This window comes from Caulobacter sp. 602-1 (genome assembly GCF_003931565.1).
Taxonomy (GTDB): Bacteria; Pseudomonadota; Alphaproteobacteria; order Caulobacterales; family Caulobacteraceae; genus Caulobacter.
The window spans coordinates 72,908-87,523 of the sequence record NZ_RRYI01000008.1; the positions used below are offsets into that span (position 1 = coordinate 72,908).

The following is a 14,616-nucleotide window of genomic DNA, read 5'->3' on the forward strand; positions in this document are numbered from 1 at the left end:
GGCCGGCTGAGGGCCCCTGCGTTGGGGCGTTTTTCTTTTCAGGCGTCGGCAAACCCCCTAAAGCCAAGCCATGCGCCTTCGTATCGCCACCTGGAACGTCAATTCCGTCCGTCTCCGCGCCGAACAGGCCGCCCGCTTCGTCGACGAGCAGGCCCCGGATGTCCTGTGCATGCAGGAGATCAAGTGCCAGGAGGGCGAGTTCCCGCGCGAAGCCTTCGAGGCCATGGGCCTGAAGCACCTGAAGATCGCCGGCCAGAAGGGCTGGCATGGGGTGGCCATCGCCTCGCGCCTGCCGTTCGAGGATGTCCCGACCCTGATGAACTGCCGCGAGGGCCATGCCCGGTGCGTCGCGGTCAAGGTGGCCGGCGTCGACATCCAGAACTTCTACATCCCGGCCGGCGGCGATACGCCCGACCGCATCGGCAATCCGAAGTTCGACCACAAGCTGGACTTCTACGAGACCCTGACCGCCGCCCTGAAGAAGCGCGACCCCAAAGCGCCGCTGATCGTCACCGGCGACCTCAACATCGCACCGGGCGAGAACGACGTCTGGAGCCACCGTCAGATGCTCAAGGTGGTCAGTCACACCCCGGCCGAGATCGAGGCCTTCGACGCGATGATGAAGTCGATGGACCTGCTGGACCTGCCGCGCCTGGCGACGCCGGAGCCGGAGAAGCTGTTCAGCTGGTGGAGCTATCGCGCCGCCGACTTCCGCAAGTCCAACCGCGGCCTGCGCCTGGACCACATCCTGGCCAGCCCCGGTCTGCGCGACGCAGCGATCGTGGACGGCAAGGTCTCCTCGCGCGTCCACGACACCGTCCGGGAATGGGAGCGTCCCAGCGACCACGCCCCGGTCACGGCGGACCTGAAGATCTAGCGGATCGGAGCCGGGGCCTTCATCGCCAGGATCTCGCGCGTCTTGCGCGTGATGCCGTAGAGCATGCCCTTGTCGCTCTCGTCCCAATCGATCGCCTGGCCCTCCGCCTCCATGGGCAGGGTCGCCAGATGGTCCAGCACGCCGCCGCCCGCAGGCAGGGCGACGACATAGAGTTCGGGAAGGTCGTGGCCGCTGAGATAGAGCCGCCCGTCCGGCCCCCAGCCGCCGCCTGAAATGCTCATCGGCTTGATGCGCTCCAGGATCGAGGCGGGCAGGGCCCAGGCCTCGAGGCGGCGCCACTGGGCGTCGAACTTGACCAAGGTCGTATGGCGATGGTCGCGCGGAGGCTCGCCGCCCTTGCCGTCGTAGTTGGCGAACATCGCCCACCAGAAGCCGTCGCGCCGATCCACCCAGGTGATCGACCCCGCGCCCATGCCCAGGGCGACGCTGCGCCGGTGAGCCAGGGTGACGGGATCGAACATCTCCACCGTGCTGACCTGGGGCACGCCCGGAAAGTTCGAACTGGCGCAGACCAGATCGCCGCCGATCAGGGCGCACGAATTGATGTGCGGGAAGCGCGACTTCTCGCCGACCCACTCCGCTCTGGTCTCGCCGGTCTTCTTGTCCAGGCGCGTGATGCGGAAATTGCTGACCGCGTAGACGTCCTTCGGCCCGACCGCCACGCCCTGGCTGGCGGTGCTGGCATAGCGCCGCACGGTCTCGAAGCCCACGGCCTCGAGACCGGGGGGTGAGGGGCCGGCCGGAGCGGGTTCGGCGGCGGCGACCTGGAGGCCCGCCGCCAGGATCAGGGCGATCGACATGGTCTGGTTCCCAATCAGAAGTTGAAGCTCGCGCCGACCCAGTAGGTGCGACCATAGTTGGCCCATTCCTGCAGGTTGCGGCGCTTGGGACCCGTCACCTCCTGGCGGCCGGTATTGGACAGGTTCTGGCCCTCGACGAACAGGCTGATACGGTCGTTCCAGCGCCAGGACAGGCTGGCGTCGAACACGTGACGACCTTTCCAGTACTGGTCCGAATTGACGTTGCCGTCGTTGATCGTCTCGAGCTGGCCGCCGATATAGTTGTGCGACACCCGGGCCTCGAACGGACCGCGCTGATAGTAGATCGACTCGTTGGTGGTGATCTCGGGCTGCTGGAACAGGCCGGTCACGCGCGGGCCGGTCGAGGTCAGGAACGTGAACTCGGTGTCCAGCCAGGTGACGTTGCCGTTGAAGCCGAAGCCGTCGAACGGCGCGGGCAGAAAGGTGAAGGCCTGCTGCACGGCGAACTCGACGCCCTTGATCTTGGCGGTCTCGGCGTTGCGCGGGGTCGAGATCAGCACCGTCTCGATCCCGCGGCCGACGTCCATCTGGGCGGTGGAGGACAGGGTGAAGATCTCGTTCTTGATGTCCTTGGAGAACACGGCCAGCGAAACCATGCCGTCCGTCGGATAGTATTCCAGCGACAGGTCGAGGTCCTCGCTCTTGCGGGCCTTCAGGTCCGGATTGCCGCGCGACAGAGTGGGCTGGCTGCCATCGAAACTGAGGTTTTCCGTCGCCGCCAGCGAGCCGTAGTCTGGACGGCCGATCGTGTTGGTCCAAGCCGCCCGGACGATCACATCGGCGCGTGGCTTCCATTGCAGGTGCAGGCTGGGCAGCCAGTTCCCATAGCTGCCGCTGTTCGAGACCGGCGTCAGGACGCCCGCCGTGGTGCGCACGGCGTCGGACTCGACCTTGGTCCGCTCATAGCGGACGCCGCCCAGCACCGTCAGGTCGCCGAACTGGTAGCTGCCCTGGACATAGCCCGCCTGCACATCCTCGCTGACGTCGTAGTTGCCAGTCGGGGCGGTGACCGTCGTCGTGAAACGGGCGCGATTGGCGCGGAAGAAGGCCATGGCCGCGTCGGCGTCGATGCGCGGCGTCAGAAGATAGCGGCCGGCGATCAGTTCGCTCGGACCCGGCTTGTCGACCTCGGCCAGGGTGTAGGTGAAGCCCGTTCCCGCCCGATAGTTGACCTGCGAGCTCCGGAAGTCCCGGTCGCTGGAGCGCAGCACGCCGCCGAACTTCAGCTTCCACGCGCCGCCGTCGTCATGGGCGAGATCGAGCCTGGCCTGGGTGGTGTTCTCGTTGGTCTTGGTCAGGGCCTGGCGATGCTGCTGCAGCACATAGTTGGCTGGATCGCGCATCGCCGCGTCATTCACCGACGTGAAGATCGGGAACAGCGGATTGGTGGTGTCGTAGGTGAAGGCGTAGTTGGCGCCCTGGGCGTCCACCGTGCGGAACTCGACCGACTCGTTGGGCACCTTCAGGCCGGCCAGCGAATAGACCAGGTCCCCGCTCGCCTTCCAGCCCTTGGCGAAATCCCACGCGAAGCCGGTTCGCGCCAGGCCGATCTCGCGGGTGGTGATCGGCTGGTTCAATTGGATGATGCCCCGGCCGCGGGCGAACGAGCCGCTGGTCTGGGTCTGGTTGGCGACGTTGCCCAGAGGCTCGATGCGATATTCGATCCGCTCCTCGTCGTCTTCCATGCGCGAGGCGAGGATCGAGGCGTCCCAGCGGAAAGCGTCGCTAGGACGGTATTCGATCTTGGCGTTCACGCCGCTGCGCTGCTTGGTGTTGTTGTACCAGAACAGGCGGACCTGGGTGGGCACCTGGATGCCGTTGCCGGTCGGAGACCCCGACGGTGTCGGCGCGCCGGCGGCGGTATATTCGCGGACGCTGGGGTCGGCGGATTCGACTTGTGGAATGTCGTAGTCCAGCTGCTCTTGAGAGGCGCCGATCACGACGCCCCACTGATCCTCGGCCCCGAAGGTGCGGCCGGCGGCGAAGGCCAGGCGGTACGAAGGCTTGTCGTTGCGCACGTCGCCGCTGCGCTCGTAGTGGCCGTAAGAGGCCATGCCGTTGAAGAACGGACGCTTGGCGTCGAAAGCGCTGCGGGTGGTGACGTTGATCACGCCGCCGATGGCGTTGCCGTCGTTCTCCGGCGTCACCGTCTTGATCACCTCCAGCCGGCCCGCCATCACCGAGGGCACGATGTCCATCGGCACGGTGCGGCCGCTCTCGTCGACCGAGGCCACCAGGGCCCCGTCGATGGTCGTGCGGTTATAGGTCGAGCGCAGGCCGCGGATGACCGGGAAGCGCGGCTCGCCCTGGTCTTCCATGACCGAAATGCCGGGGATACGGCGCAGGGCGGCGGCGGTGTTGTGGTCGGGGAGCTTGCCGATGTCGTCGGCCGAAACCACGTCCGAAACCACGAAGGCCTCGCGCTTCACCGCGATGGCGGCGCGTTGGGCTTCGCGCTGGCCCGTGATCACCACTTCTTCGACGGCGGTCGAGTCCTGGGCGAAGGCGGCAAACGGCGCGCACAGGGCGCTGGTGGCCAGCAGGCCGGCGATCAGATTCTGAGACTTCGACACGGGACCCCTCCAGCGTTTCGGATGGCTGGGCGATAGGGGGTCTTGGCGACAGGGAGGCGAAGGTTCCGTCTCGTTTCGACGACAAGAAAACTAGGATTTCTCTACAGGCGACGCGCCGTTCGCGCCGGCCGTGTCGTCAGCCCTCGGCCGCGACGATCCCCTGCTTGATCCAGAGCGCCGAGTCCTTGAGGTTCTTTCGGATCCAGGCGGCGTGCAGTTCCCGCTCGGCGTCGGTCGAGCGGGGCGCCAGCGGGCGGGGACGGGCGCCGTACGAGCCCTGGATCGCCGCCGAGACCGACAGGGCCTCGACATGGGTCAGTTCCAGAGCGCGTTCCTTGCCGCCCTGCAGTTCCAGATAGACCTCGGCCAGCAGGTGCGAGTCGATCAGCGCCCCGTGCTTGTCGCGGCTGTCCAGGCTGATCTTGAAGCGTTTGCACAGCGCGTCGAGCGAGTTGTACATGCCCGGAAAGCGCTTCTTGGCCATGGCCAGGGTGTCGATCCAGCGCTCCTCGTGGATCGGCGCGCGACCGCACTTCTCCAGTTCGAAATTGACGAACGAGCGGTCGAAGGCGGCGTTGTGGGCGACCACGACGCTGTCGCCGACGAAGTCGATGAACCTGTCGGCGATCTCGTGGAACTTCGGCTTGCCCGTCAGGAAGGCCGACGACAGGCCGTGAACCTTTTCGGCCTCGGCCGGCATGTCGCGCAGCGGGTCGCAATATTCATGGAACGAGCGGCCGGTCGGCATGAAGTCGACCACCTCGATGCAGCCGATTTCGACCAGGCGATCGCCCGTCTTCGGATCGAAGCCGGTGGTTTCGGTGTCGAGGATGATTTCCCGGGCCATGTTTCTTCAATGCCGCCGTTCGGGGCGGGCTTCAAGCGGGGCTGGGAGTTCTCAACAGAGTCAGAAGGTCGCGGACCTGGGCGTGGGCGTGCTCGACGCCCTGGCTCGTGTCGATCACGAAGTCGGCGCGGGCGCGCTTCTCCGCGTCGGGAGTCTGGCGGGCCAGGATCGCCTCGAACTTCTCAGGCGTCATTTCGGGACGGGCCAGGACGCGGGCGCGCTGGACGTCGGCAGGCGCCGAGACCACCACCACCTTGTCGACCTTCTTCTCGCCGCCGGTTTCGAACAGTAGGGGGATGTCCAGCACCACGATCTCGTGGCCCTCGGCCTGGGCTTTCTCGAAGAAACCGATGCGATGAGCGCCGACCAGCGGGTGGACGATCGCCTCCAACTTGGCCAGGGCCTCGGAATTGCCGACCACCTGGGCGCTGAGCCTGGCCCGGTCGATCGCGCCGTCGACGACCACGCCGGGGAAGGCGGCCTCCACCGGTCCGACGGCTGCGCCGCCGGCCGCATAGAGCGCGTGAACGGCGGCGTCGGAGTCGTAGACCGGGACGCCCTCGGCCTCGAACAGGGCCGCGGTCGTCGACTTGCCCATGCCGATCGAGCCGGTGAGACCGAGGATCAGCATGTCAGGCCTCGCCCAGCAGCTTAAGGGCGATGGACCGGACGTCGACTTCGGCCGGCGGGGCGATCCCATAGAACGCCTCAAAGCTCGGGACCGCCTGGCGCAGCAGCATTTCCAGTCCGTCGACCGTGCGGCGGCCCGCGGCCTCGGCCCGACGCAGGAATTCGGTTCGCAGAGGCTTGTAGACCATGTCCATGATGACGGCGGTTTCCGGCGTCAGGGTCAGGTCGGCCGCCGGACCCTCGCCGCCGCCAAGGCCCAGGGCGGTGGCGTTGATGACCAGGCCGGCCTCGGGCAACAGACCGGGCAGGGCGCTGTCCTCGGCCGCGACCACCTGCGGGCCGAACGCCTCGACCAGCTCCCGAGCACGGACGAGCGTGCGATTGACGATCGTGATCCGCGCCGCGCCGGCCAGCAGCAGAGCCGCCACCGCGCCGCGCGCCGCGCCGCCGGCGCCAAGGATCACGACCGGCGCGGCCGAGACGTCAAAGCCCTTCGCCTGCTCCGCGATAGCGCCCAACAGGCCCGGTCCGTCGGTGTTGTCGGCGTGGATCGAGCCGTCCGCAGCGAAGATCAACAGGTTCGCCGCGCCCGCCATCCTGGCGAGATCGCTAGCGTGGTCCGCGACCGCGAGCGCGCGTTCCTTGAAGGGTATGGTGACGTTGAGCCCCCGAATGGCGCCGCCTCGAAAGCCGTTCACGAAGGTCTCGAAATTGTTCACCCCCGGCGAGAACGGCACATAGGCCGCGTCGAGGCCGGCCGCGGCGATCCAGGCGTTGTGCAGCGCCGGGCTCAGCGAATGCTTGATCGGCGCGCCACAGACGCCGCCGACGATGGCGGCTCCGGAGATCGTCATGCGGCCAGGGCTCCATGAAGACGCAGGAAGTCGAGCAGGCCGATCAGCGGCAGGCCCAGGATGGTGAAATAGTCGCCGTCTATGGCGTCGAACAGCTGAACGCCCTCGCTCTCCAGCTCGTAGCAGCCGACCGACCACAGCAGGGCTTCACCGCGCCGCTCCATATAGGCGTCGAGCCAGGCGTCGCTGAACGGCCGCACCGACAGCTTGGCGCTCTCGACGATCCGCCAGATGGGCTGGCCATCGCGGGCCACGACCACGGCCGAGTGCAGCTTGTGGCTCGTTCCGCGCAGTTCCAGCAGGCGTTCGCGGGCCTCGTCCAGGGAATTGGCCTTGTCGACCAGCCGGCCCTTGAGATCCAGAGTCTGGTCGGCGCCGATCACCAGGCCCGGCCGCCTGGTCGAGACCTTGACCGCTTTCATCTCGGCCAGGGCGTCGGCGATGTCGCGGGGCGTGACGTCCTCGGCCAACAGGCCGGCCTTGGCAGCCTCCTCGTCGACACCGGGGCTGACCGCCTCGAAGGCGACGCCGGCGTTCTTCAGGATCATTTGCCGCGCCGAACTCTTGGACGCGAGCGTTACCGGGGTCATCCGAGAACCTCGACCTTGCCGCGGCCGCCCGACAGCAGGTTGATGATCGCCGCCGCCGTCTCCTCGACGGAGCGACGGGTGATGTCGATGACCGGCCAGTTCATTCGCTCGAACAGGCGGCGAGCGGCGATGATCTCCTGGCGCACGGCGTCGCTGTCGACATAGTCGCTCTCGCGGCTTTCCTTGAGGGAGAGCAGGCGGTTGCGGCGGATCTGGATCAGGCGATCGGGCGAGGTGATCAGGCCGACGATCAGGGTGTTCTTCAGCTCGAACAGATCCTGCGGCGGCGGCCGGCCCGGGACCAGCGGCACGTTGGCGGCGCGCACGCCGCGGTGGGCCAGATAGATGCAGGTCGGAGTCTTGGAGGTCCGCGACACGCCGACCAGGATGACGTCGGCCTGGGTCAGATCCTGTCCGCCCTGGCCGTCGTCGTGGGCGATGGCGTAGTCCAGCGCCTCGATGCGGTCGAAATAGTCGTTGGTCAGGGCGTGTTGGGCCCCGACCCGGGTCGAGATCCGCGCGCCAAGATAGCGGGACATGGCGCTGATCACCGGATCCAGCGCGGCGATACAGGGCATTTCCAGCTTGCGGCACCCTTCTTCCAGGGCCGTGCGCAGGTTCGGGTCGACGATGGTGTGCATCACCACGCCGGGCGCGCCGCCGATTTCCTCCAGCGCCCGGTCCAGCTGACGCGTGGAACGGACAAGCGCGTAGATATGTTCGATAGGAAGAATGTCGGTGAACCGGGCGCAGACCGCGCGCGCCATGGCGTTGAGCGTCTCGCCCGTGGAATCGGACACCAGGTGGATATGGAAGTAGGTGGCGAAGCGCGGCGGCAGCCGTTCCGCTTCCCCCTGAGCCAGACTCTCCTGTGGATCATCCGTTAACGGTTGTTTAACCACTTGTCCTGCCTCTGGGGACGCCCGGGCGCCGAATGGCCCAGGAGGCGTCGTGTCATGGCGCCGCTGTGATCAACGGTCGCATTGCCCGCGTACCATCCCCAGGCTCGCCCCGCATCCCCCGATAAGTGAATCCCGACTGTCCAAGGCTCGGGACAGAGTCCCGCGACGGGTCTTTCTCCCGCCTCCGCGCATTAAGAATTCATTAAGACCTTCAAGGCGATCGACGGTCTGTCCACATGATTAACAGATCCTTAATCCCATGTGGGAAGGGTTGGGGGTAACGAAGGATCGGCTGTGCGAGTCACTCGCCCGTGAGGCGTTTTCCCCACTATGCAGTTGCCCTCCCACCCCCTCATTCAATCTTAATTTCTTATTAAGATATGAGAGGAAGGTCTTAGGAGCCTTACGGACTTGAGCCCGGACGCTCGCCGGGCTTTAACCCGTTCCATGACGTCTTCGGCTCCGACTCCCAAATTTCTCTCCGCGCTTTCGGGGGAGACGCACGCGAACCCTCCGATCTGGTTCATGCGTCAGGCGGGACGGTATCTGCCCGAGTACCGGGCGGTGCGCGCCACGGCTCCGGACTTCATCAGCTTCTGCTTCGATCCCGAGAAGGCGGCGGAGGTCACCCTGCAGCCGATGCGGCGGTTTCCCTACGACGCCTCGATCGTGTTCGCCGACATCCTGCTGGTCCCGGGCGCTCTGGGCCAGAAGGTCTGGTTCGAAGCCGGCGAGGGCCCGAAGCTGGGCGAGATGCCGTCGATCGAGTCCATGGCCGAAAAGGCCGGGAACGCGGGCGAGGCCCTCAAGCTCGTCGGGGAGACGCTGACGAGAGTTCGATCGGCGCTCGATCCGTCCAAGGCCCTGATCGGTTTCGCGGGCGCGCCCTGGACCGTGGCGACCTACATGATCGAAGGCGGCTCCAGCGACCGGAGCGGCGCGCGGACCTACGCCTATCAAAATCCCGAAAAGCTGGACGCGCTGATTCAGGTGCTGGTCGACTCGACGGTCGATTATCTGGCCATGCAGGTCGACGCCGGGGCCCAGGCCTTGAAGCTGTTCGAGAGCTGGGCCGAAGGCCTTTCCGAGCCGCTGTTCGATCGACTGGTCACCCAGCCGCACATTCGGATCATCGAGGGCCTGCGCGCGCGCGGCGTCACGGCGCCGATCATCGGCTTCCCGCGTGGCGCCGGGACGCTGGTCGAAGACTACGCGGCCAAGACGCCGGTGCAGGGCGTGGCGCTCGACACCTCGGCCTCGGCCAAGCTGGGTCAAGAGATCCAGAAGACCAAGACCATCCAGGGCGCGCTCGATCCGCTGCTGCTGCGCGCCGGCGGCGACGAGCTGCTGCGTCGGGTCGACCAGCTTCTGGAACAGTGGAACCAGGGTCCCTACATCTTCAACCTGGGTCACGGCATCCTGCCCGACACGCCGATCGCCAATGTCGAACTGGTGCTGGAGCGGGTGACCGGCCATAAGGTCGGCGGATGACCCGCAAGCTTGCCGTCGTTCTGTTCAACCTCGGCGGTCCGGATGGTCCGCGCGCGGTGAGGCCATTCCTGTTCAACCTGTTCCGCGATCCGGCCATCATCGGCTTGCCGGCGATCTTTCGCTATCCGCTGGCGGCGCTGATCTCGACCAGCCGCGAGAAGATGGCCAAGGCCAACTACGCGATCATGGGCGGCGGTTCTCCCTTGTTGCCGGAGACGAAGAAGCAGGCCAGCGCTCTGGAAGCAGAGTTGGCCAGGAGTCTGCCAGGCGTCGAGGCCAAGTGCTTCATCGCCATGCGCTACTGGCATCCGCTGACCGGCGAGACCGCGCGCCAGGTCGCGACCTTCGCGCCGGACGAGATCGTGCTGTTGCCGCTCTATCCGCAGTTCTCGACCACCACGACCGGCTCGTCGCTGGAGGCGTGGCGCAAGGTCTATAAGGGCTCAGGCGTCGAAACGACCGTCTGCTGCTACCCGACGGGAGGCGGCTTGGTCGACGCTCACGCCCGAATGATCCGCGAGACCTGGGAAAAGGCTGGCTCTCCGGCGAACCTCCGCCTGCTGTTCTCGGCTCATGGACTGCCGGAGAAAGTCATCCTGGCTGGCGATCCCTACCAGAAGCAGATCGAGGCCACGGCCGCCGCCGTCGCGGCCAGGCTGCCGGCGGGCCTCGACTGGACCGTCAGCTATCAGAGCCGGGTGGGGCCGATGAAGTGGATCGGTCCCTCGACGGATGACGAGATCCGCCGCGCGGGCGCCGAAGGCAAGGGCTTGATCATCACGCCGATCGCCTTCGTTTCCGAGCACGTCGAGACCCTGGTCGAGCTGGACCACGAATATGCCGAGCTGGCGACGACGGTTGGCGCCGCGCCCTACATCCGGGTTCCAGCCCTGGGCTGCGCGCCGGAGTTCATTCAAGGCCTGGCCGGCGCCGTCCGTGACGCCATGGGCGAACGCGCCGGTTCGGTAGCTCCGGCCTGTGGCTGGCGTTGCGGCGCTGAGTGGTCCAAGTGCCCGCGTCAAGAAGGAGCCGCCGCGTGATGGAATTTCTGGTGGCGCACTTCAACCTGGTGCGCGGACTGCACATCCTGTCGGTCATCGCCTTCATGGCCGGGATGCTCTACCTGCCGCGTCTGTTCGTCTATCACAGCAAGGCGACGCCCGGTTCGGAGATGCACGAGACCTTCACGGTCATGGAGCGGCGTCTGCTGCGCGGCATCATCAATCCGGCCTCGATCGCCACGGCGCTGTTTGGTCTTGGTCTGATCCTGGCCGACGCCCAGATCCGCGGCTGGAGTTTCCTGGTCGAGCCCTGGATGGCGACCAAGCTGGTGGCCCTCGTCGGGCTCTACGGCTTCCACGGCTTTCTGTCGGCCTCGCGCAAGAAGTTCGAGAAGGGTGAATATCCCCGGTCCGAAAAGTTCTGGCGGATGGTCAACGAGATCCCGTTCGTGCTGGCGATCGTCATCGTCCTGTCGGTGACGACCAAGTTCCTGAACCACTGAGTCCGGCCGGCGGCTTGACCGCCGGTCCCCCGCGTGGTTTGCATCCAGGGAAGTTCGGATTTTCCGAACTCCCTTTCCACGGACCGGCGCCCGTCCTGGCGCGCCCCGCGAGCGATCGCTCCAAGGTTCGTCCCCCGAACGATCCGCGTCATCGTCAATCGACGCGCTCGCCTGGTCCGTCCGCATGGGCGGACCGGTGTGACCATCGAAGTCTTACCGGCCGGACTCCGTCTTGGGGTCCGCGCCCACTCTTGAGTCTTGTCATGACCGAAGAAACCGAAAACGAAATTCCCGCCTCGGATGGCGAGGCCGCCGAACAGGCGACCACCGAAGCGACCTCCGTCGATATCGATACGACGGTGGAGGCCGCGACCGACGCCGAAGCCGAGGCCGAAGGCGAAGATGAAGGGTCCGGGATCGCCGACGCCATCGCGGCCCTGGGCCTGAAATCCATGTCCCTGCAGGAGCTGAAGGAAAAATCCCCGGCCGATCTGCTGGCGTTCGCCGAGACCTTCGAGGTCGAGAACGCCAACTCCATGCGCAAGCAGGACATGATGTTCGCCATCCTGAAGACCCTCGCCGAGGAAGGCGTGGAGATCTCGGGCTCGGGCACCATGGAAGTGCTGCAGGACGGCTTCGGCTTCCTGCGCTCGCCGGAAGCCAACTATCTGCCGGGCCCAGACGACATCTATGTGTCGCCGTCGCAGATCCGGAAGTATGGCCTGCGCACCGGCGACAGCGTCGATGGCGCCATCCGCTCGCCGCGGGAAGGCGAGCGCTACTTCGCCCTGACCAGCGTGTCGAAGATCAATTTCGAGGCGCCTGACAACGTCAAGCACAAGATCCACTTCGACAACCTGACGCCGCTCTATCCCGAGCAACGCCTGAACATGGAACTGCCCGATCCGACCGTGAAGGATCGCTCGGGCCGCGTCATCGACATCGTCGCCCCGCTCGGCAAGGGCCAGCGCTGCCTGATCGTCGCCCCGCCGCGCGTGGGTAAGACGGTTATGCTGCAGAACATCGCCAAGTCGATCGAGACCAACCATCCCGAGTGCTACCTGATCGTCCTCTTGATCGACGAGCGCCCGGAAGAAGTCACCGACATGCAGCGCACGGTGAAGGGCGAGGTCATCGCCTCGACCTTCGACGAGCCGGCGACCCGCCATGTGCAGGTGGCCGAGATGGTCATCGAAAAGGCCAAGCGCCTGGTCGAGCACAAGCGCGACGTCGTCATCCTGCTGGACTCGGTCACCCGTCTGGGTCGCGCCTACAACACCACCGTCCCGTCATCGGGCAAGGTGCTGACCGGCGGTGTCGACGCCAACGCCCTGCAGCGCCCGAAGCGCTTCTTCGGCGCGGCGCGGAACGTCGAGGAGGGCGGCTCGCTGTCGATCATCGCCACGGCCCTGATCGACACCGGCAGCCGCATGGACGAGGTGATCTTCGAAGAGTTCAAGGGCACCGGTAACTCGGAAATCGTCCTGGACCGCAAGGTCGCCGACAAGCGCATCTTCCCCGCCATCGATGTGCTCAAGTCGGGCACCCGCAAGGAAGAGCTCATCACCCCGCGCGACCAGCTTCAGAAGACCTATGTCCTGCGCCGCATCCTCAACCCGATGGGCGCCTCGGATGCGATCGAGTTCCTGCTGGACAAGCTGCGTCAGTCGAAGACCAACGGCGACTTCTTCCAGTCGATGAACACCTGAGTCCAAACAGACTCATCTCAGAACGAGAAAGGCCCCGGTTCTACCCGGGGCCTTTTTTGTTGGCCGTACTGGTTTGGTCGTGCCGGGCTCGGCCCTACGGAATCAGCAGGGTGGCGCCGGTCGTACGGCGGCCTTCCAGCGCTTCGTGCGCGGCGCGCGCCTCGGCCAGCGGGAAGGTCTGGCCGATGTCGATCTTCACCGCGCCCGAGCTGAGGACGGCGAATAGCGCCTCGGCGCTCTCGTCCAGTTCCCCGGTCGTGGCGATGTAGTCGAAGAGGCGCGGGCGGGTGACGAACAACGACTTGCCCGACAGCTCCAGCGGCGCGAAGGGTGGGACCGGACCCGAGGCGTTGCCGAAGGTGACCAGCATCCCGCGTCGGGCCAGGCTCTTGAAGCTGGCGTCCCAGGTGTCCCTGCCGACTCCGTCATAGACGACCGCCGCGCCCTGACCGCAGGTGATCTCGGCGACCCGGGCGGCGACATCCTCGCGGCCATAATCGACGACATGGTCAGCGCCGAGCTCGCGGGCGAGCGTCAGTTTGGCCTCGCCGCCGGCCGTGGCGATCACCGTCGCGCCGAGAGCCTTGCACCACTGCACCAGGATTTGGCCGACGCCGCCCGCGGCCGCGTGCACCAGAACGAGGTCTCCGTGTTTCACGTGGAAACACCGGCGGACCAGGAACTCGGCCGTCATGCCCTTGAGCAGGACGGCGGCGGCGGTCTCCAGGCTGACGCCGTCGGGCACCTTGACCGCGCGCTCGGCCGGGACGACCGCCGCCTCGCTATAGGCCCCCAGGGTTCCATTGTAGGCCACGCGGTCGCCGACCTGGAACCGCGTGACGTCATCGCCGATCGCTTCGACCGTCCCGGCCGCCTCCAGCCCGATCACCGCCGGCATCTTCAGCGGGTAGAGGCCAGAGCGGTGATAGGTGTCGATATAGTTCAGACCGACGGCCTCGTGACGCACAAGGATCTCTCCGGCGGCGGGCGAGGGGACCGGAAGCGCGACGGCTTCCAGCACCTCCGGACCGCCCGAGCGAGCCGCCTGGATCGCTAGCATCAGCCGAGCGCCTTCTGGAAGAAGGTCAGGCTCCGGCCATTCGCCTTGGCCGCGTCGGCGGCGTCATAGTGCGCGCCGCCCTCGCGGGCAAAGGCGTGATCGCGGTCCGCGTAGGTGTGCAGCTCGATCTGGGGGTGATCCTTCAGGGCGGAAAGGATCAACTGCTGGGCTTCCGGCGGGACGAACTGGTCCTTCTCGGCGATGTGCATCAGCAGAGGGTGGGTCAGCTTTTCGGCCTCGTTCACGTGCTTCTCGATGCCGACGCCGTAGTAGGAAACGCTGGCGTCGACATCGGTGCGCGTCGCGGTGAGGAAGGCCAGCAGGCCGCCCAGGCAGTAGCCGACCGCTCCGACCTTGCCGTTGACGCCCGGCAGCTCGCGCGCCTTGGTGATGGTGGCGGCGATGTCGCCGACGCCGGCGTCCACGTCGAAGGCGTTGAACAGTTCGAAGGCCCGTTTCCACTCGGCCTCGGACTGGTCGGTGATGTCGATGCCGGGCTCTATCCGCCAGAACAGGTCGGGCACGATCGCGACATAGCCCTGGGCGGCCAGGCCGTCGGCGATATCGCGCATCACCTTGTTGACGCCGAAGATCTCCTGGATCACGACGATGGCCGGCGCGCTTTCGGCCTTGGGCCGGGCGACATAGGCCGAGAAGTCGCCATCGGGCGTGGTGATCGTGAGGGTCTCACTCATCGCGGGTCTCCGTGCTTACTGTGTCTCAAGTCAGACCGATGT

Annotated in this window: 14 protein-coding genes; 5 read left to right on the forward strand and 9 right to left on the reverse strand. The window is 66.4% G+C overall.

The window, feature by feature from the left end:
• Nucleotides 1-70: 70 nt before the first annotated feature.
• Complete coding sequence (locus EIK80_RS20825) at nt 71-877, forward strand: exodeoxyribonuclease III (protein WP_125158934.1); 807 nt, start codon at nt 71-73, stop codon at nt 875-877.
• On the opposite strand, the gene EIK80_RS20830 is transcribed toward EIK80_RS20825, so the two are convergent.
• The 7 genes from EIK80_RS20830 to EIK80_RS20860 all read right to left on the reverse strand — a co-directional run bounded on the left by EIK80_RS20830 (nt 874) and on the right by EIK80_RS20860 (nt 8,115).
• Nucleotides 874-1,698, reverse strand: a complete 825-nt coding sequence (locus EIK80_RS20830; protein WP_125158935.1) for a hypothetical protein — start codon at nt 1,696-1,698, stop codon at nt 874-876. The genes EIK80_RS20825 and EIK80_RS20830 overlap by 4 nt on opposite strands.
• Nucleotides 1,699-1,712: 14 nt before the next feature.
• A complete protein-coding gene (locus EIK80_RS20835; protein ID WP_125158936.1) occupies nt 1,713-4,292 on the reverse strand; it encodes a TonB-dependent receptor in 2,580 nt (859 codons plus the stop codon).
• Between the two features lie 136 nt (nt 4,293-4,428).
• Complete coding sequence (dnaQ, locus tag EIK80_RS20840; protein ID WP_125158937.1) at nt 4,429-5,139, reverse strand: DNA polymerase III subunit epsilon; 711 nt, start codon at nt 5,137-5,139, stop codon at nt 4,429-4,431.
• Between the two features lie 31 nt (nt 5,140-5,170).
• On the reverse strand, nt 5,171-5,770 hold the full coding sequence (gene coaE / locus EIK80_RS20845) for a dephospho-CoA kinase (protein WP_125158938.1): 600 nt from the start codon (nt 5,768-5,770) through the stop codon (nt 5,171-5,173).
• A gap of 1 nt (nt 5,771) precedes the next feature.
• The gene (aroE, locus tag EIK80_RS20850) at nt 5,772-6,623 is read right to left on the reverse strand and encodes a shikimate dehydrogenase (RefSeq protein WP_125158939.1); all 852 of its coding nucleotides are present in this window, start codon (nt 6,621-6,623) and stop codon (nt 5,772-5,774) included.
• Entirely contained in the window at nt 6,620-7,213 is a 594-nt protein-coding gene (locus tag EIK80_RS20855; protein WP_125158940.1) for a Maf family protein, read from the reverse strand. Before EIK80_RS20855 ends, aroE begins: the two co-directional genes overlap by 4 nt.
• The gene (locus tag EIK80_RS20860; protein ID WP_125158941.1) at nt 7,210-8,115 is read right to left on the reverse strand and encodes a pyruvate, water dikinase regulatory protein; all 906 of its coding nucleotides are present in this window, start codon (nt 8,113-8,115) and stop codon (nt 7,210-7,212) included. Before EIK80_RS20860 ends, EIK80_RS20855 begins: the two co-directional genes overlap by 4 nt.
• Nucleotides 8,116-8,562: 447 nt before the next feature.
• Here EIK80_RS20860 and hemE point away from each other — a divergent pair, with 447 nt between their 5' ends.
• From hemE to rho, 4 genes are all read left to right on the forward strand, one after another.
• On the forward strand, nt 8,563-9,606 hold the full coding sequence (gene hemE, locus EIK80_RS20865) for a uroporphyrinogen decarboxylase (RefSeq protein ID WP_125158942.1): 1,044 nt from the start codon (nt 8,563-8,565) through the stop codon (nt 9,604-9,606).
• The gene (gene hemH / locus EIK80_RS20870; protein WP_125158943.1) at nt 9,603-10,646 is read left to right on the forward strand and encodes a ferrochelatase; all 1,044 of its coding nucleotides are present in this window, start codon (nt 9,603-9,605) and stop codon (nt 10,644-10,646) included. The genes hemE and hemH overlap by 4 nt, the downstream gene beginning before the upstream one ends.
• A complete protein-coding gene (locus EIK80_RS20875) occupies nt 10,646-11,110 on the forward strand; it encodes a CopD family protein (protein ID WP_125159059.1) in 465 nt (154 codons plus the stop codon). The genes hemH and EIK80_RS20875 overlap by 1 nt, the downstream gene beginning before the upstream one ends.
• 263 nt (nt 11,111-11,373) lie before the next feature.
• Nucleotides 11,374-12,819: a transcription termination factor Rho gene (gene rho / locus EIK80_RS20880; RefSeq protein WP_125158944.1), complete on the forward strand. Its 1,446-nt coding sequence runs from the start codon at nt 11,374-11,376 to the stop codon at nt 12,817-12,819.
• Nucleotides 12,820-12,913: 94 nt separating this feature from the next.
• Here the strand turns inward: rho and EIK80_RS20885 are convergent, their stop codons facing one another.
• On the reverse strand, nt 12,914-13,879 hold the full coding sequence (locus EIK80_RS20885; protein ID WP_125158945.1) for a quinone oxidoreductase: 966 nt from the start codon (nt 13,877-13,879) through the stop codon (nt 12,914-12,916).
• Nucleotides 13,879-14,574, reverse strand: a complete 696-nt coding sequence (locus EIK80_RS20890) for a dienelactone hydrolase family protein (RefSeq protein WP_125158946.1) — start codon at nt 14,572-14,574, stop codon at nt 13,879-13,881. The genes EIK80_RS20885 and EIK80_RS20890 overlap by 1 nt, the downstream gene beginning before the upstream one ends.
• Nucleotides 14,575-14,616 lie beyond the last annotated feature (42 nt).